Below are 17,449 nucleotides of genomic sequence, written 5' to 3'. Positions count from 1 at the left end.
TTGTGCAGGTGGCGGGTGTTGCCCGCGACTGCCTGGCGGGCACCGCCCGCAGCGGGCCCCACCACAAGTTGAGTGGACTTGACTCAATAGTGCCACGCGTTGGCGAATCGTCAAGTCGAGTTGAGCCGACCCCACGCAACCCAGACGTTATTACCGTCCGGTTGTCTTCCCTTGCATCGGTCGGGCACGCTTTAGCGGTGACGACGCACGGCGATTCCGCCACCCGTTCCGGCGCGCCCGCCGTCGCAGCCCGCACCGGCCCGCCGGACGCCGCGGAGGAGCCGCCCGCCACCACCGGGGACGACAGCCTCCCCGGCGCGCTGTCGGGTCTCCGGGCCGCGATCGGTGCCACCCGGTATCCCCTCGCGCTGCCCTCCGCCCACTCCGCCCGGCACACCGCCACGGCCCTCACCGACCAGCTCGACGACTACCTGCTGCCCCGGCTCGCCCGCCTGGACGCCCCCCTGCTCGTGGTGGTCGGCGGCTCCACCGGCGCGGGCAAGTCGACACTTGTCAACAGCCTGGTCAAGGCCCGCGTCAGCGCCGCCGGTGTGCTCCGGCCCACCACCCGCTCGCCGGTGCTGGTGTGCAACCCGGCCGACGCCACCTGGTTCCGGCAGGGTGACCTGCTGCCCGGGCTGACCCGCACCACGGAGCCCAGCGAAGACCCCCGAGCCCTGCACCTGGTCACCGCGCCGGCCCTGCCTCCCGGGCTGGCCTTCCTCGACGCGCCCGACATCGACTCGGTCGTCGACGCCAACCGGGCGCTCGCGAGCCAACTGCTCGCCGCCGCCGACCTCTGGCTCTTCGTCACCACCGCCGCCCGGTACGCCGACGCGGTGCCCTGGGAACTGCTGCGCAGCGCGCGGGCCCGGGGCGCGGTGATCGCCATGGTGCTGGACCGGGTGCCCGCCGAGGCCAGCGACGAGATCGCCGCGCACCTGACCGAGATGCTCGCCGAGCAGGACCTGGGCCGGGCACCCCTCTTCGTGCTCCCGGAGACCTGGGTCGACGGGCAGGGGCTGCTCCCGGAGGGCGTCACCGCGGCGCTCGCCGACTGGTTCGCCCGGCTGGCCGCCGACGCCGACGCCCGCGCCGCAGTGGTCCGGCAGACCCTGGACGGCGCGCTGGCCGCCCTGCACCCCGCCGTGGAGGAGTTGGCCGACGCCGCCGACGAGCAGGTCGCCGCCGCCGACGGGCTGGACGAGCGCGTCCGGGGCGCCTACCGGGGAGCCGAGCGGACGGTCGAGCAGGGCCTGCGGGACGGCCGGCTGCTCCGCGGCGAGGTGCTGGCCCGCTGGCAGGAGTTCGTCGGCACCGGCGAGTTCTTCCGCACCCTGGAGGCACGGATCGGTCGACTGCGGGACCGGCTGGTGTCCACCGTCACCGGTCGGCCAGCGCCCGCCGCCGAGCTGCGCAACGCCATCGAGTCGCAGCTCGTCACACTGCTGCGCGGGGTGGCGTCCGAGGCCGCCGAGGCCGCGTACACCGGCTGGAAGGCGCATCCGGCGGGCACCGACCTGCTTGAGCCGGGGCTCGCCCACCCCAGCGACGACCTGCCCGAACGCGCCGAGCGGATGGTCCGGGACTGGCAGCGCGGCGTGCTGGAACTCGTCCGGGTCGAGGGCGGCGACAAGCGGTTCGTGGCACGCACCGCCGCGTACGCGGTCAACGCCACAGGGCTGGCCGTGATGATCGCCGTGTTCGCCTCCACGGCGTTCATTCCCACCGGGTTGGAGGTGGCCGCCGGGGCCGGCACGACCGTCGCCGCCCAGGCCGTACTCCAGGCGATCTTCGGCGACCAGGCGGTGCGTACCCTCGCCGCGAAGGCCCGGACCGACCTGCTGGTCCGGGTACGGGCGCTGCTGGACACGGAGGCCCACCGCTTCCTGGCCCGCACCGCCGAAGCCCGGCCCGCAGCGGCGGCCGGCGACGAACTGCGCCGCGCCGCCGGCCTGGTCGAGCTGGCCCGGCACCGCAGCGGCCTGGCCACAGGCAGCGGCCTGCCGGCGGGCGGCGACGAGGAGGACTCCCGGTGACAAACATCGTCGGCCGGGTACGCGAGGCGTTCCGCGGCGACCAGCGCATCGACCCGGATGCGTTGATCACCCGCCTCGACGCGGTACGCCGGTTCCTGACCGCAGTCGACGGCCTGCTGCCCGACGCCGATCTGGTGCCCGCGCACACCCTCGTCGAACGGGCCGGCACCCGGCTCGCGCTGTCCCGCGACCACACCGTCGTCGCCCTCGCAGGCGCCACCGGCAGCGGCAAGTCCAGCCTCTTCAACGCCCTGGCCCAACTGGAGCTCTCGCCGGTCGGGGTCCGCCGACCGACCACCGGCGTCACCCACGCCTGCGTGTGGGGGCCGCTGGAGGGCGCCAACCGGCTGCTCGACTGGATCGGTGTGCTGCCCCGGCACCGCTTCGTTCGGGAGAGCGCCCTCGACGGGGACGACGAGACGGCCCTGCACGGCCTGATCCTGCTCGACCTGCCCGACTTCGACTCGGTGCAGCGGTCGCACCGGCTGGAGGTGGACCGGCTGCTCGGCCTTGTCGACCAGGTGGTCTGGGTGGTCGACCCGCAGAAGTACGCCGACCGGGTGATCCACGACAGCTACCTGCGCGAGTTCCACAGGCACCGCGACGTCACCCTCGTCGTGCTCAACCAGGCCGACCGGTTGCCCCAGGCCGAGCTGCCCCGGGTCCTGGACGACCTGCGCCGGCTGCTCGACAGCGACGGGCTTACCGGAGTTCCACTGCTTGCCACCACCGCCATCGACCCGGCCGGGATGGTCGGGCTGCGCAACGCCCTGGAGCGGACTGTCGCCGAGCGGCAGGCTGCCCTGCGCCGGCTGGCCGGCGACGTCGACTCGGTGGTCGCCGGACTGGACGAACTGGTCGGTTCGGCACGACGCCCGGCCGGGCCGGACGACGCGGCCGTCGCCGGACTGAACCGGGCGCTGGCCGGGGCGGCCGGTGTGCCTGCGGTGGCCGAGGCGGTGGAGCAGGCGTACCGGCACCGGGCCGGCGCGGCCACCGGCTGGCCTGTGGTGCGAGGCTGGCGTCGGCTCCGGCCCGACCCGCTGCGGCGGCTGCACCTGCCCGGCCCGACCGGCGACCAGGCCGACCCGGCGGAGAGCCTTGTCGCGGCGACCTCGGTACCGGACCCGACCGCCGCCCAGCGCTCGGCGCTCGGCCTGGCGATCCGCGCGGTGGCCGACCGGGCCGCCGCCCACCTGCCCGCCGCCTGGCCGCCCGTTGTCACAGCAGCCGCCCGGTCCCGCCTGAACGACCTGCCCGACGCGCTGGACCGCGCGATCGCCGGCGCCGATCTCGGCCTGGACCGGCGACCGCTCTGGTGGCGGGTCGTCGGCGCTGTGCAGTGGCTTGTCACCCTCGCCGCCGTGGTCGGGCTGGGCTGGCTGGCGCTCGGGTACGCGCTGCGGGTGCTCGGCCTGCCGGCGTTGGACAACCCGATGGTCGGCCAGGTGCCGCTGCCCACCCTGCTGCTGCTCGGCGGGCTGCTGGCCGGGCTGCTGATGGCGGCCCTGACCCGCCCGGTGATCCGCTGGGCGGCCCGGCGGGCACGCGGCCGGGCACAGCAGCGGCTGACGGCGAAGGTGGCCGACGTGGGGCACGAGTACGTGCTCGTTCCGGTGCGGACCGTGCTCGCCTCGTACGAGCAGGCACGGGAGGCGCTGGGGGACGCCGCCCACCGCTGACGCATCGCTACCGCTCTGCACAGCCCCTCCGGCGGCGTAGGGTCGGAGCATGGCCACGCCTCAGACCCCCTACGACGCGGTGCTGCACGCCGCACGCGACGTGACCAAGCTGGAGTCCGCCCTCGACGCCGAGATGCTCGGCAGCGCCCTGCTGGGCAGTGTCTACGCGATCGCGGAGACCGACCGCGACACCGCCGTACGGGAATTCGTGACCGGGTTCCTCGCCGCCACCGCCCGCCGCCGGATCGCGGCGGCGACCACCATCCGGCAGGTCTTCGCCACCCTCGTTCCGAATGCCGAAGGCGCCGAGCGGGTCCGTCCCGGCAGCCAGGCGCCCGCCTGGTCAGGCCAACTCGGCCGGGTTCACCTCACCGGCAGCTGGGCGTACGGCGACGTGTACGGCGACCAGACCTCCTACCTCGCCACCTTCGCGTACGACGACGCGGCGGGCGGCCCGGAGCACGCGCTTGTGGCCCTCGTCGACCACAACATCGGGATCACCAAGGACATCTTCGTCGGCGGGCCGGCGGAGCGGATCCTGGACCAGGTCCGGCAGATGTGCGCCGAGGACGAGCTGACCTGGTTCCGCACCGAGGACCCGTCCCGGCTGCGGGGCGAGGTGGCCCGCCATCTCTCGGTCACCGACGACCTGAGCGAGCTGCCCGGTGAGGGTTCGCTTGCCACCGACCGCGCGCTGGTGGGCGCCCGACTGGCGGCGCTGCCCACTGCCGCCGCCCCGACCGGCCCGGCGGAGGTCGAACCGCTGTCCGCCGCCGAGCGCACCGACCTGGTCCGGCGGTTCCTTGCCGCGCCCGAGGCCGCCCGGTTCGGCCTCGACACCGTCGACGGCCCGGAGCTCGCCTCGCTGCACTTCTGCCTGAGCCTGCTGCTGGACCACTCGGCGACCTTCCCGGACGCCGACCCGATGCGCTGGAGCCCGGCGGTGTCCGGGCTCTTCCTGCTCGACTGGGTGCACCGCCGTGCCGTGCTCGACATGGACGACGCGGCCATGCTGCCCCGGGTGCTCCGCGCCTGGGCCCGGTACGCGTCACGTCAGCGCGGGCTGCCCGAGGCCGCCGCGACACGCACCGACGAGGCGATCGAGGAGATGGTGCCGGAGTTCGCACGGCTCTACTCGACCGGCGAGCGGCGCAGCCCGGCAACGGCTGCGGTGGCCCAACTGATGGCCGACGGCGTGGACCCGGACGACCCGGCCGCGCTTGACGCCTGGATCGAGGCGAACCGCCACCGCCTGGCCGACGACGGCGCCTGACGGCATCGGGGCCGGCACGGGGCTTGACGGCTCCGGGCCGGCCGACGCGGTTCCGCCGACCCTGCATCGCACGGCTCGATCCACGCAGAAGCAGGTTCGCTCAGCGCAGCAGGCCGAAGGCGAGAGCGGCGATCAGCGCGCCGACCACGCCTCCGGCAAGCACCTGCGGCACTGTGTGGTCGCGCAGTCGCACGCGGGACCAGCCGACCACCGCAAGCAGCGGCGCGGCGACGAGGAAGCCGCGTCCGAAGGTCATCGCCAGGATGACCAGCGTCCCGGCCGCCACCGCCGAGTGGATCGACATCTTCCACCAGTGGCTCACGGACACGGCGACCACCAAGCCCACCAGCCCGGCCACCGCCAGCGCCAGCAGCGGCCGGGGCGCACCGAGCACTGCGAGCAGGGCGAGCCCTGCGGTGACCGAGCCGAGGCCGACAAGCAGCGGTACCCGCCGCTGCTCCCGGCGGCCGATGTGGTGGTCGGTGAACCGGCCCCGGCGCACCCCGCCGAGGATGTAGGCGAACGGGATGCCGGTGACGAAGAGCGTGGCGAGCAGGCCCCACGCCAGGCCACGGCCGCCGCCCGGGGAGCTGTGCCAGCTCACCGCGATCATCAGCAGCGACACCAGCACGGCCGGCGCGGTCAGCTCGGTGACCAGTCGGGCGATCCGCAGCCCCGGGCCGGGCCGGACGGCGACCGGGCGGGGCTCCGCACCGCCGCCCACGCCACCCCCTCCGGTACGTGCCTACCGTGGACCGTCGCCGCCGTGTCGGTGGCGCCTGACCGTCACCGTACCGCTGCTGGAACTGTGGGATGCCTCGGTCCGGCCGGCTAGGGACCGACCGTGGACGACGGCGGCGCGGTCCGGCTGAGCCGGGCGACCGGCGTTGTGGAGGCCCGGGAAGTCGGCGCTGTGGAGGCGGCGGTCCACGGAGCCGAGGCGGTGGGACTGGCGGTCCGGGAAGCCGGCACCGTGGGAGTGGCGGTCCGGGTGGGTGGCCCGGCGGGAGGTGTGCACGGCGGTGTGCCGGCCGGCACGCTGTAGGTGCTCGTCGGGACGGCCGTCGGTGTGACCGGGTCCGTGGCCGTGGGTGTCACCGGGTCGGTCGCGGTGGGTGTCACCGGGTCGGTCGGCGTCGGGCTCGGCGTGGCTGTCGGGGTCGGGTCGGGATCCGGTGGCCCGGTGGGCGACGGCACCGGCGACGGGCTGGGCGGACGCGCGGGCGGCGGGGTACTCCGGGTTGCTCGCGGCACCGGCAGGGCGGGGGCCGGCCGGTGCGCGGGCAGCCTGTCGTCGGCAGTAGGCCCGGACCAGGACTCGTCCGCAGCAGGTCGGGGAGCGGCGGGCAGCCAGCCGGGGGGCGTCGTCGGATCAGCGCCGGGCGTGCCTGGTGGGCGGAGCGCCGGCTGGGCGGTCATCGGCATCGGGATGACCACCGGCCCGACCGACGGCGTCGGGATGAACGGTGTGCCACTGTCCGGTAGGGCGGTGCTGCCCTGGGTGGCAGAGCCCGCGCTGATCGCGGCGAGGATGGGCATCGACGCGGTGCCGACGAGTAGCGCGACGGTGAGCAGGTAGCCCCGGGAAGGGCCGCCGATGCCGGGCGCGCGGTGCGCCCCGACCACCCTGCGGTATCCACCAGCGGCTCGGTGTCGGCCGAGCAGCGGCGCACCGGGACCGTCACCTGGCTCGTCCACCGCGCCCCCTTGTCGTTCGCTGTCGTTCGTCGCTGTCGTTCGTCGCTGCGGGAGAACAGGCGTCGCCGACCGGAAGCCGGCAAACCACCCGATCAATGTGATCCTGTGGCAATCAGCCTGACTCAGTTACCGTCCGTCAGCCAGTCCCCACCGCGTGTCGACACGCAGCACTGACCGAACGGTGACGAATCGTCGCCGGATCGCCCGGTGGACGCGCTACGGCACGATGAAGACAAACGGCAGCAAACCCTAGACGTTCGGAATGCGGGGCAGGCGTACTGTGGGCGCGCTCACCTGCTCTGCGAATATGGAGCACGACGGCAACGCAGCCGTGACCGCCGCGCATCCTCGCGGCAGGCGCGGCCCGGCGCCGGCGCTCCCGAACCGGGTTCAGCCAAGAATCCGGCTCACGCCGCGCGGCAACCCCCACCGGGGCTAGGCGCGGCCGCCAGGAACCGGCCCGGCAGCAGCCGGGCAGGCGCACGAGTTGCGCGGCCGGGTGACCCCCCGGTGCCGCCGCAGACACGACAGGGAGACACCGATGGCAAAGGGCGACCCCGGGGGTACCCCCACCCGCGGCAGGCGGGCTGCACCCCGCTCCAAGAAGCGCGCGGCCGGCGATCCGGACCTGGTACAACTGCTCACCCCCGAAGGCGAACGGATCGACAGCGTCATCGGGCCGGACGGCATCGAGTACCGCGTCGACTTCACCGACGAGGAGTACCGCGGGCTCTATCGCGACCTGGTGCTGGTCCGCAAGCTGGACGCCGAGGCCACCGCGTTGCAGCGGCAGGGTGAGCTGGGCATCTGGGCCAGCCTGCTCGGCCAGGAGGCGGCCCAGGTCGGCTCCGGGCGGGCTCTGCGTACGCAGGACATGGCCTTCCCGACCTACCGGGAGCACGGCGTCCTCTACTGCCGGGGCATCGACCCGATCATGCCGCTCGGCCTGTTCCGCGGCGTCGACCAGGGCGGCTGGGACCCGAACGAGTTCAAGTTCAACATGTACACGATCGTGATCGGGGCGCAGACCCTGCACGCCACCGGTTACGCCATGGGCATCACCATGGACGGCAAGACCGGCACCGAGGACGGCGAAGCCGTGATCGCCTACTTCGGCGACGGGGCCACCAGCCAGGGTGACGTCAACGAGGCGTTCGTCTGGGCCGGCGTGTTCAACGCGCCGATGGTCTTCTTCTGCCAGAACAACCAGTACGCGATCTCCGAGCCGCTGGAGCGGCAGACCCGCATCCCCCTCTACCAGCGGGCCGCCGGCTTCGGCTTCCCCGGCATCCGGGTGGACGGCAACGACGTGCTTGCCACGTACGCGGTCACCCGCACGGCGCTGGACAACGCCCGGCACGGGCAGGGTCCGAGCCTGATCGAGGCGTACACCTACCGGATGGGCGCGCACACCACCTCCGACGACCCGACGCGTTACCGGATCGCCAGCGAGGTCGAGGCGTGGCAGGCCAAGGACCCGATCGCCCGGGTACGGGCGTTCCTGGAGAAGCAGCAGATCGCCGACGCGGACTTCTTCGCCGAGATCGACGAGCAGGCCCGCCGCGAGTCGGTGCACCTGCGCGAGCGTGTGCTGGCCATGCCCAACCCGGAGCCGGTGACGATGTTCGACCACGTCTACCCCAACGGGTCTCCGCTGCTGGACGAGCAGCGCGCGCAGTTCAGCCGCTACATGGAGTCGTTCGAGGGGAGCGCACACTGATGGCCACGGAGACGCTCACCCTCGGAAAGGCCCTCAACACCGGTCTGCGCCGCGCCCTGGAGAACGACCCCAAGGTCATCATCATGGGTGAGGACGTCGGCAAGCTCGGCGGCGTCTTCCGGATCACCGACGGGCTCCAGAAGGACTTCGGCGACCAGCGGGTGATCGACACCCCGCTTGCCGAGTCGGGCATCATCGGCACCGCCGTCGGCCTGGCCATCCGTGGCTACCGGCCGATCTGCGAGATCCAGTTCGACGGCTTCGTCTATCCCGCGTACGACCAGATCGTGTCGCAGGTGGCAAAGATGCACTACCGCTCGCGCGGCAAGCTCAGCATCCCCATGGTCATCCGGATTCCGTTCGGCGGCGGCATCGGCGCGGTCGAGCACCACTCCGAGTCGCCGGAGGCGTACTTCGCGCACACCGCCGGCCTGAAGGTGGTGTCCTGCGCCAACCCGCAGGACGCGTACGTGATGATCCAGCAGGCTGTCGCCTCGGACGACCCGATCGTCTTCCTGGAGCCCAAGCGGCGCTACTGGGAGAAGGGCCAGGTCGACCTGGACGCGCCGCTGTCCGAGGCGTACCCCCTGCACTCGGCCCGCGTGGTGCGGCCCGGCAGCGACGTGACAGTGCTGGCCTACGGGCCGATGGTGCGGACGTGCCTGGAGGCGGCGACCGTCGCCGCCGAGGACGGCCGGGAGCTTGAGGTAATCGACCTGCGGTCACTGTCCCCGCTGGACCTGACGGCCGCCTACGAGTCGGTGAAGCGCACCGGCCGCGCGGTGGTGGTGCACGAGGCGCCGTCGAACATCGGCCTCGGTGCCGAGTTGGCAGCCCGGATCACCGAGGAGTGCTTCTACTCCCTGGAGTCGCCGGTGCTGCGGGTCACGGGCTTCGACATCCCCTACCCGGCGGCCCGGGTGGAGGAGGAGTTCCTGCCCGACCTGGACCGGGTGCTCGACGCCGTCGACCGCACGTTCGGTTGGTGAGCGCCATGTCCCGGATCAAGGAATTCAACCTGCCCGACCTGGGTGAGGGGTTGACCGAGGGCGAGATCCTGACCTGGCTCGTCAAGGTCGGCGACACAATCGAGCTGAACCAGCCGATCGTCGAGGTCGAGACAGCCAAGGCTGCGGTGGAGATCCCGGCGAAGTGGGCCGGGCAGGTGCAGGCGATCTTCCACCCGGAGGGCACCACTGTCGAGGTCGGCAGCCCGATCATCGCGATCGACACCGACCCGGGCGCCGGCCCGCTGGAGGCGCCGTCGACCACGGCGACCCCCACGGGCGACCTGCCCACCCCGTCGGCGGCCTCGCTGGCAGCGGTCGAGGTGGCACCGGCCGAGGGCATGGTCGAACCCGGCCTGATCGGCGGCCCGGCCCCGGGCGGACGCACAGCGGTCCTGGTCGGCTACGGCCCCCGAACGACAACAGCAAAACGCCGCCCCCGCAAAAACGCCGCCCCTGCCCCTGCCCCCGTCGATCATGGAGTTGTGGTGGGTGATAAACCCGCTGCCACCCCTGCAATTCCGGCACCACAGGTCCATGATCGACGCGATGTGGTGAGTGGCGGCCGCGATGGGGTTGTGCTTGCCAAGCCTCCGGTGCGCAAGCTCGCCAAGGACCTTGGCGTCGACCTGCGCGCGCTTACCGGTTCGGGGCCGCTGGGCTCGATCACCCGGGAGGACGTACAGCAGGCGGCGAACGGGGCCACCACGGTCGCCGAGCCGGTCGCTGTGACGCCGGTGGCGACGAGCGCCGCGAGCTTCGGTGCCGACCGCGAGCAGCGCATCCCGGTCAAGGGGGTACGCAAGCTCACCGCCGAGAACATGTCCCGGTCGGCGTTCACGGCCCCCCACGTGACGGAGTTCCTGACCGTCGACGTGACCCGGGCCATGAAGGCGCTGGACCGGCTGCGTGGCCGGCGGGAGTGGCGCGACGTACGGGTCTCGCCGTTGTTGCTTGTGGCGAAGGCCGTGCTGCTGGCCGTGCAGCGACACCCGATGGTCAACTCGACCTGGGCCGGCGACGAGATCGTGGTCAAGGAGTACGTCAACCTCGGCATCGCGGCGGCCACCGAGCGCGGCCTGATCGTGCCGAACGTGAAGGACGCCGGCCGGCTCTCGCTCCGCGAGTTGGCGGACGCGCTCAACGACCTGGTGCAGACGGCGAAGTCCGGCCGCACCTCACCGGCGGCCATGTCCGGCGGCACTCTGACGATTACCAACGTCGGTGTGTTCGGGGTGGACACCGGTACGCCGATCCTGCCGCCGGGGGAGTCGGCGATCCTGGCCTTCGGCGCCGTACGGGAGATGCCCTGGGTGCACAAGGGCAAGGTCAAGGCACGTCAGGTCACCACGCTGGGTCTGAGCTTCGACCACCGGATCATCGACGGTGAGTTGGGCTCGAAGTTCCTGCGCGACATCGGCGATTTCCTCGCCGACCCCGAGGCGGCGCTGCTCGCCTGGACCTGACGGGTCCGAACGCAAGGCCACGGCCGGTGTGCGACGGGTTAACGCCCGGCACACCGGCCGTGTCCGTTGAGCGACGGAACAGTCGGTCAGGAGCCATCCCCACCTTCGATCGTTAGGCGGGTGTCCCAGCTCACCTAACAATCGATGGCATTCCACGGGCTGCTGCGGTTAAATAGACACATCAGGGGCCGACAATCGAATAGCCAGGGGGACCCACCAATGAGCATGATTGAGCGAATCCGCAACCACCGCGTCGCCACCCGCCGCGCCCGTGCCATCGAGCACGCGCTGCGTTCGGCCAACTCGCCGTCGGTTCGTGACGAACTCCTCGTCATCGCCCAGCGTCACATGAGCTGACGCTCCACGACATTCCGCACCCTCCTCCAGATCGATGGCCCACCCGGTTCCGGGTGGGCCATCGGCGTTCCGCCACCACCTGGACCGGGATTCCGCCCTGCCGCAGCGCCCGGTACCGTGGGCTTCGGTCGCCGCCGGCCGGCACTGCCGACGCCGGTCCGATAGAAGCTGCTCGACACCGACCGGCAACGCGGAGTGACGACAGGTGCTCCTTGGACACCTCGTGCGGGCACCGGATACCGTGCGGGGAGCCGGCACGGCGGTACGCCGGTGACGCCGGCTGCCATGCCGAGGAGACCGATCGGTGCCGGCGGCCGACATGTGATGGAGGAGGCGCACCCATGACGTCCGAGGGCCCGCACCGCCCCGGCCAGGAGCCGGACGAGGTGTCACCGGGCGCCGGACCGGCGCCGTACGGCGACCGCCCGGCGCAGCCGGACAACGGCTACAACGCCGCCGGCCCCGACCTGGGCTGGGCGCCGCCGCCGCCAGCGCGGCCCAACCCGCCGGCCCCCGCGTGGGCGACCCAGTCCCCCGAGCAGCAGGCGAACCCCGCCTGGGGTGCCGCCGCCGCTCCACAGTCCAGCGACCCCGGACAGCCCGCCTGGGCCACCGGCGGTGGCGCCCCCGAGCAGGGGCAGCCCGCCCAGTGGACGGCTCCGCAGCAGGGCTGGACACCACCCGAGCAGGCCGCACCCGCCGGCGCGCCCGAGCAGCCCGAGTGGGCGCCGGCCCAGCCTGCCGCGCGAGGTGCCGCGCAGGTGCCGGCCACGACCGCCTGGCCAGCTCAGGAAGACCCGGCCCGCTCTGGCGGTTGGGGCACCGAGACCCCGCCGGACGACGCGCCCGGCTCCGGCGGCTGGGGCGGTGCCGCGCAGTCCAGCCCGCCCGCCGACGACTGGCGCGGCGGCGCCCAGCCCGGGCAGCCCGCCGGTTGGCCCGGCAGCGCACAGCAGGACGACCAGTCCGGCTCTGGCGGCTGGGCCGTCGGTGCCGCCGCCGGCCGGGACGACCAGCCGGTGTGGACGCCGGCCGCGCAGGCGCCCCAGAGTTGGGGTCAGCCCACCGAGCAGGCCGAGCAGCCGGCGGCCCCCGCCTGGGGCCAGGCCGAGCCGGCAGGCGCCCGTGGCACGGCCCAACCGCCGACGGCCAACCGGCCTGGTCAGGACGACCCGTCCCGCTCCGGCGGATGGGCGGCACAGCAGCAACAGCAGGCGCAGCCGGGTGGCTGGGGCGACGGCGCCGACGTACGGCAGGACGAGCCGGCACAGCCGGCGGCCTGGGGTAACGCCGAGGGCCGCCCGCAACAGCCCGACTGGGTGCTCTCGGCCCAGGGCCAGCCGGCCGAGCGGCCGGAACCGGCGGGTTGGCAACAGGCAGAGCAGGCCAGCCCTCCGGCCGCCCGAGCCAGCGCCAGTGTGCCCGGCAACGACGCGACGCCCGGCTGGGCCGCAGCCGACCCGGGCAACGCCGCGCAGGGCGGTGCCGCTGTCCCGCAGGTCCAGCCGTGGGCGCCCGGCGAGGTGTGGGGGCGCGCCGAGGCGGAAGCCTCCGCGCAGTCCCGCGGCGGCCGGGGCGACGACGCACCGGTCTACCAGCCCGCCCCGGCACCGGGGATCTCACCGGCAAACGCGGTTCCCCTGCCGCCACAGGAACAGCGCGTGCCGGGCGCGAGCCTGGCCGCCGCCCCGCCGGCCGACTACGCGCCCCCGACCCAGTACCCGCCGATCCCCGAGCAGCCGGCGTACGCCGAGCGCGACACCCCGGAACCCGCCGCGCAGTACGAGGCGGAGCCCGCCGGTTGGGGTCGCGCCGAGGATGCTCCGGCCGCTGGTGCCATGGTTCCCGCTCCGCGTACCTCTCCCGAGTCGGGAGCGGGTCGTGCCGTCGTACCGGTGCCGGACGCCGGGTCGGCGGGTGGCGCGGCGGGCCGCGCCTCGGCGAGCGCCTCGGTGCCGCTGGCGAGTCGGGTGATGCCACCGGCGGACCAGGCCATGCGACCGGCAAGCACGTCCACGCCACAGCCCCGGGTGTACGGCCGCCCGGCCCAGGCCGAGCCGGAGAACGAGCCGGAGCAGTCGGCACCGGAGGCGTTCCAGGCCGACCCGGGCTCCGAGCGCCCGAGCACGCCCGACTGGCGCAACGACTCCGACCGGCCGAGCGCCCCGGACTGGCAGAACGGCCCGGACTGGCAGAGCGGCCCGGAGCGTCAGTCCCCACCGGACTGGCAGAACGGTGCCGACCGTCCGGGCCCACCGGACTGGCAGAACGGTGCGGAGCGGTCGGGTTTCCCCGGTTGGGGCGGCGAGTCGTCCTCCGAGCAGCGCTTCGACGACCGGGACCGCTCGTCGACGCCCGGCGGTTTCGGCGAGCCTCCGTCAGCCGCCGCCGCGCCACCGGCGTTCCCGCCGGGGGTTCCGTCCTTCGTCGACGCCCCCGGCACCAACCGGCCGGTGAACGGGGTCAAGCCGCAGTCCGGCACCGAGCGCCCGGGTGACCGTTTCGGTGCTCCGGGGGCCGCGGCAACCGGCAGCGCCGCGGTCAACGGCGCCCCCGGCTTCGGCGGGCAGGGTTTCGGCGGTGCGCCGACCACCGAGCCTGCGCCGGGTGCGCAGTTCCCTGCCTTCCCGGCGCCGCCGCAGCAGTCCGCGCCCGCCTGGGGCCAGGCGGACGGCGGATCGGACCAGGGTCGGTTCGACGCGTTCAAGCCGGACGCCGACGAGCCCAAACCGGAGCCGCCGACGCCGAAGGTCCGCAACGGGCGGGTGCTCGCGGCGGTGCTTGTCGCGGCGGTGCTCATCCTGGCGGTGCCGCTCGGCCTGCTGATGCTGCTCGGCAAGTTCGGCGGCAACGACAACTCGCCTGCCTTCGACCCGGCGGTCGGCACCTGCGTAAAGCAGGCCGGTCAGGCCGCGTCGGCGGTGGACTGCGGCGAGGCGGACGCCTTCACGATCGTGTCCAAGGTGGACTCGAAGGACAAGTGCGCCGACCCGGCCCAGCCCCACGTGGTGCTGCCCGGTGACGGTGCCAACCGGGTGCTCTGCCTCAAGCCGGCCACGAATTAGACCGACAGGCGGCGGGGTCACGGGCAACCGTGGCCCCGCCGTCGTCGTCGGCTGGCCGATCGGCTCGCCGCCGGGCGCGGCGAAGTCCACCCTCCGAGCAGGAGACCAGGTAGAGGTCGGACAAACCGTTCGGGTTGGGCGCTCAGACGAGATCCCGGCCGAGGAAGACAGCCCCGGGGTACGCTTTCAGCGGTCCGAAGGCTTCCACCGGCTGGTAGCCCTCGCGGTGATAGAAACGGATCGCCTCGGGCTGACCGGGCCCGGTCGTCAGCACCAACGACTTGATACCTTGCTCCCTGGCCCGCTCCTCGAGTGCCCGCAGGATGGCGGTGGAGACGCCGGTTCCACGAGCGTTCGGCACTACGAACATGCGCTTGACTTCGGCCGTGCCGTCGCCCTGAAAACGCAAGGCACCGCACCCGAGCGCCTCGCCGTCGGGATCCCGGGCGATCAGGAACAGAGCGAAGTCATCCGCGTCCAGTGGCTCCGGATCGTCGGCCCGGGTGAAGCCGTAGCGCGCGCGGAGGTCGGCCGCCATCTCATCGATCAGCCGGGTGCCGTCGGCGCTGTCGTACCTGTCGTCGGTAATCGTCGGGGGCATCAGGTTTTCTCCGGTAACTGAAACGTGTCGAGTGGACGTTATCGTCCACTATGGTAGCTGTCGCCGCGCGCGATCACGGCGCGGCTAGTAGTGCTTTGTTAGGTTGTTCCGGTGTGTCGCTTATAGGGCTCTTTGGGTTGTGTTTGGCTCCCGTCCGTGGACGAGCGAGGACTCACACGGGTGCGGACGCGGTTGGAGGACTTCGCGGCGCAGCGCCTCGAGGTGGATCACCAGCAGTTGCAGCAGTTCCTGACCTCATCGACCCGGGATGTCGCCGGTGTGCGACAGCGGCTGGCGAAGACCGCTATTGACCTGGTGTGCCCGTCTGTATGGGTAGTGGACGACACGGAGTTCCCCCTAGGACGGCAATGCGTCGGCGTGCGTGGCCCGGCAGCACTCCGGCACCCTCGGTAAGGTCACGAACTGCCAGATCGCCGTGAGTGTCCACGCCGCGACCGACACCCGCCGCCGGATGGCGTTGCCGCGCGCGATACCGCTCGGGATCGAGTGCGGCGCGCTGACCGAGACCGCCGCCCGCACGGCCCGGACCCGGCAACCGACCCGAGCGCTGGGAGCCGTTGTGTGTGCCTCGACGCTTTCTGTCGTCCGGGTCACGACCACCGATACGCAAAGCCTCGCCGTGGCAGGCTGACAGGCATGGCAACGACAGCGCGTGTACGTGCGCCCGAACTACGGGGCCGGCAGTGGCTTAATACGGGTGGAAAAAACCTGACATTGCAGGATCTTCGAGGTCGTTGCGTCATCTTAGATTTCTGGACGTTCTGCTGCATCAACTGCCTGCATGTGCTCGATGAGCTGCGGCCGCTGGAGGAGAAGTACGGCGACGTACTCGTGGTGATCGGCGTGCACTCCCCGAAGTTCGAGCACGAGAAGGACGCCGACGCGCTTGCCGCCGCCGTGGAGCGGTACGGGGTGCACCACCCCGTCCTCGACGATCCCGAGCTGGACATGTGGCAGCAGTACGCGGCCCGTGCCTGGCCGACGCTGTCGGTGATCGACCCCGAGGGCTACGTGGTGGCCACCATGGCCGGCGAGGGACACGCCGAAGGGCTGGCCCGGTTGATCGACGAGCTGATCGCCACCCACGAGGCCAAGGGCACCCTGCACCGGGGTGACGGCCCGTACGTCCCGCCGCCGGCGCCGGAGACGACGCTGCGCTTCCCCGGCAAGGCGGTGCTGCTGGACGGCGGCAACCTGCTGGTCTCCGACTCGGCGCGGCACTCCCTGGTCGAGTTGGCCCCGGACGGCGAGACGCTTGTCCGCCGGATCGGCTCGGGCGACAGAGGCAGGGCCGACGGGCCGGCCGGTGCGGCGGCCTTCTCCGAGCCACAGGGGCTCTGCCTGCTGCCCCGGCACGTCGCCGAGGTGGCCGGCTACGACCTGGTGGTGGCCGACACTGTCAACCACCTGCTGCGCGGCGTACGGCTGGCGTCCGGTGAGGTGGTCACCGTGGCCGGCAGCGGCCGGCAGTGGCGTGCCTCGGTCGACGACCACGCGCACGACGCGCTCGCCGTGGATCTGTCGTCCCCGTGGGACCTGGCCTGGTACGACGACAAGTTGATCATCGCGATGGCGGGCATCCACCAGCTCTGGTGGTTCGACCCGATCAAGCGGACCGCCGGCATGTACGCGGGCACCACAGTCGAGGCGTTGCGCGACGGCCCGCTGACCGAGGCGTGGATGGCGCAGCCGTCCGGGCTTTCCGTGTCGGCCGACGGTGCCCGGTTGTGGATAGCCGACAGCGAGACGAGCGCGGTCCGGTACGTCGAGAACGGGGTGCTGGGCACCGCCGTCGGGCAGGGCCTGTTCGACTTCGGCCACGTGGACGGGCCGGCGGAGTCGGCGTTGCTCCAGCACCCGCTCGGGGTGTGCGCGCTGCCGGACGGCTCGGTGTTGATCGCCGACACGTACAACGGTGCCGTGCGCCGCTTCGACCCGGCCACGTCCCAGGTGTCAACGGTCGCCGATGGGCTGGCCGAACCGAGCGATCTCGTGCTCACCCCGGCCGGTGAGGTGCTTGTGGTGGAGTCCGCCGGGCACCGGCTGACCCGGTTGGCCCCGGGGGCGCTGTCGGCGGCCGGCGCGAGCACCGTCGACGGGCCCCGGCACCGCACCGAACGTAAGCCGACCGACGTGGCGGCGGGAGCGGTCATCCTCGACATCGTCTTCACTCCCGCGCCGGGGCAGAAGCTCGACGAGACGTTCGGGCCGTCGACCCGGCTGGTGGTTTCCGCGTCCCCGCCGGAACTGCTGTTGGACGGTGGCGGCACGGGCACCGAGTTGTCCCGCCGACTGGTGCTCAACGGCGAGGTCACCGCCGGGGTGTTGCAGGTGACCGCGCAGGCGGCGACGTGCGACGCGGACGTCGAGCACGCGGCCTGCCACCTGACCCGGCAGGACTGGGGCGTACCGGTCCGGGTGGTCGAGGGTGCCGCGACCCGACTTCCCCTGGTGCTGCGCGGCCTCGACGCCTAGCTGTCTCGACGCCCAGCTGTTAGGAAGGGCCCCTTGTTATACAAA

The 17,449-nt window shown here is 72.9% G+C and carries 13 protein-coding genes and 1 pseudogene; 12 read left to right on the top strand and 2 right to left on the bottom strand.

What is annotated here, in order from left to right; genetic code table 11:
- The first annotated feature begins 197 nt into the window (after positions 1-197).
- The 3 genes from ACLQ23_RS12520 to ACLQ23_RS12510 are packed head-to-tail and all read left to right on the top strand — an operon-like array spanning position 198 to position 4,994.
- Entirely contained in the window at positions 198-2,039 is a 1,842-nt protein-coding gene (locus tag ACLQ23_RS12520; protein ID WP_355587735.1) for an ABC transporter, read from the top strand.
- Positions 2,036-3,721, top strand: a complete 1,686-nt coding sequence (locus ACLQ23_RS12515) for a GTPase (protein WP_355587733.1) — start codon at positions 2,036-2,038, stop codon at positions 3,719-3,721. Before ACLQ23_RS12520 ends, ACLQ23_RS12515 begins: the two co-directional genes overlap by 4 nt.
- A 49-nt stretch (positions 3,722-3,770) precedes the next feature.
- On the top strand, positions 3,771-4,994 hold the full coding sequence (locus ACLQ23_RS12510) for a hypothetical protein (protein WP_355587731.1): 1,224 nt from the start codon (positions 3,771-3,773) through the stop codon (positions 4,992-4,994).
- A 100-nt stretch (positions 4,995-5,094) separates the two neighbouring features.
- On the opposite strand, the gene ACLQ23_RS12505 is transcribed toward ACLQ23_RS12510, so the two are convergent.
- On the bottom strand, positions 5,095-5,718 hold the full coding sequence (locus tag ACLQ23_RS12505) for a phosphoesterase PA-phosphatase (protein ID WP_425734964.1): 624 nt from the start codon (positions 5,716-5,718) through the stop codon (positions 5,095-5,097).
- A 120-nt stretch (positions 5,719-5,838) separates the two neighbouring features.
- Between ACLQ23_RS12505 and ACLQ23_RS12500 the strand changes: the two genes are divergently transcribed.
- The 7 genes from ACLQ23_RS12500 to ACLQ23_RS12470 all read left to right on the top strand — a co-directional run bounded on the left by ACLQ23_RS12500 (position 5,839) and on the right by ACLQ23_RS12470 (position 14,307).
- Positions 5,839-6,039: a hypothetical protein gene (locus tag ACLQ23_RS12500; RefSeq protein WP_425734965.1), complete on the top strand. Its 201-nt coding sequence runs from the start codon at positions 5,839-5,841 to the stop codon at positions 6,037-6,039.
- A 24-nt stretch (positions 6,040-6,063) separates the two neighbouring features.
- A complete protein-coding gene (locus ACLQ23_RS12495; RefSeq protein WP_355587725.1) occupies positions 6,064-6,573 on the top strand; it encodes a hypothetical protein in 510 nt (169 codons plus the stop codon).
- Positions 6,574-7,233: 660 nt separating this feature from the next.
- A complete protein-coding gene (gene pdhA, locus ACLQ23_RS12490) occupies positions 7,234-8,412 on the top strand; it encodes a pyruvate dehydrogenase (acetyl-transferring) E1 component subunit alpha (RefSeq protein ID WP_355587723.1) in 1,179 nt (392 codons plus the stop codon).
- Positions 8,412-9,401, top strand: a complete 990-nt coding sequence (locus tag ACLQ23_RS12485; protein ID WP_355587722.1) for an alpha-ketoacid dehydrogenase subunit beta — start codon at positions 8,412-8,414, stop codon at positions 9,399-9,401. Before pdhA ends, ACLQ23_RS12485 begins: the two co-directional genes overlap by 1 nt.
- A gap of 5 nt (positions 9,402-9,406) precedes the next feature.
- Complete coding sequence (locus tag ACLQ23_RS12480; protein WP_355588465.1) at positions 9,407-10,885, top strand: dihydrolipoamide acetyltransferase family protein; 1,479 nt, start codon at positions 9,407-9,409, stop codon at positions 10,883-10,885.
- 219 nt (positions 10,886-11,104) lie between these two features.
- Positions 11,105-11,242 carry a hypothetical protein gene (locus tag ACLQ23_RS12475; protein WP_355587720.1) on the top strand — a complete coding sequence of 46 codons (138 nt, stop codon included), beginning with the start codon at positions 11,105-11,107 and terminating at the stop codon, positions 11,240-11,242.
- A gap of 341 nt (positions 11,243-11,583) precedes the next feature.
- On the top strand, positions 11,584-14,307 hold the full coding sequence (locus ACLQ23_RS12470; protein ID WP_425734966.1) for an LppU/SCO3897 family protein: 2,724 nt from the start codon (positions 11,584-11,586) through the stop codon (positions 14,305-14,307).
- Positions 14,308-14,449: 142 nt separating this feature from the next.
- Here ACLQ23_RS12470 and ACLQ23_RS12465 read toward each other — a convergent pair whose 3' ends face one another.
- A complete protein-coding gene (locus ACLQ23_RS12465; RefSeq protein WP_355630338.1) occupies positions 14,450-14,908 on the bottom strand; it encodes a GNAT family N-acetyltransferase in 459 nt (152 codons plus the stop codon).
- Between the two features lie 156 nt (positions 14,909-15,064).
- Here ACLQ23_RS12465 and ACLQ23_RS12460 point away from each other — a divergent pair.
- Positions 15,065-15,371, top strand: a pseudogene (locus ACLQ23_RS12460) (transposase); the annotation flags it as partial.
- A gap of 194 nt (positions 15,372-15,565) precedes the next feature.
- On the top strand, positions 15,566-17,404 hold the full coding sequence (locus ACLQ23_RS12455; protein ID WP_355630341.1) for an NHL domain-containing thioredoxin family protein: 1,839 nt from the start codon (positions 15,566-15,568) through the stop codon (positions 17,402-17,404).
- Positions 17,405-17,449: the final 45 nt, after the last annotated feature.

Source organism: Micromonospora sp. DT41 (assembly GCF_049841715.1).
Taxonomy (GTDB): domain Bacteria; phylum Actinomycetota; class Actinomycetes; order Mycobacteriales; family Micromonosporaceae; genus Micromonospora; species Micromonospora profundi.
Note: the sequence above shows the minus strand (reverse complement) of the source record. Positions and strands in the feature narration are given on the sequence as shown.

Bases quoted from the DNA above. Each gene is read 5' to 3' on its own strand.
- ACLQ23_RS12510 (WP_355587731.1), top strand. From the start codon at position 3,771: ATGGCCACGCCTCAGACCCCCTACGACGCGGTGCTGCACGCCGCACGC.
- pdhA (WP_355587723.1), top strand. From the start codon at position 7,234: ATGGCAAAGGGCGACCCCGGGGGTACCCCCACCCGCGGCAGGCGGGCT.
- ACLQ23_RS12485 (WP_355587722.1), top strand. From the start codon at position 8,412: ATGGCCACGGAGACGCTCACCCTCGGAAAGGCCCTCAACACCGGTCTG.
- ACLQ23_RS12480 (WP_355588465.1), top strand. From the start codon at position 9,407: ATGTCCCGGATCAAGGAATTCAACCTGCCCGACCTGGGTGAGGGGTTG.
- ACLQ23_RS12475 (WP_355587720.1), top strand. From the start codon at position 11,105: ATGAGCATGATTGAGCGAATCCGCAACCACCGCGTCGCCACCCGCCGC.
- ACLQ23_RS12470 (WP_425734966.1), top strand. From the start codon at position 11,584: ATGACGTCCGAGGGCCCGCACCGCCCCGGCCAGGAGCCGGACGAGGTG.
- ACLQ23_RS12465 (WP_355630338.1), bottom strand. From the start codon at position 14,908: ATGCCCCCGACGATTACCGACGACAGGTACGACAGCGCCGACGGCACC.
- ACLQ23_RS12455 (WP_355630341.1), top strand. From the start codon at position 15,566: ATGGCAACGACAGCGCGTGTACGTGCGCCCGAACTACGGGGCCGGCAG.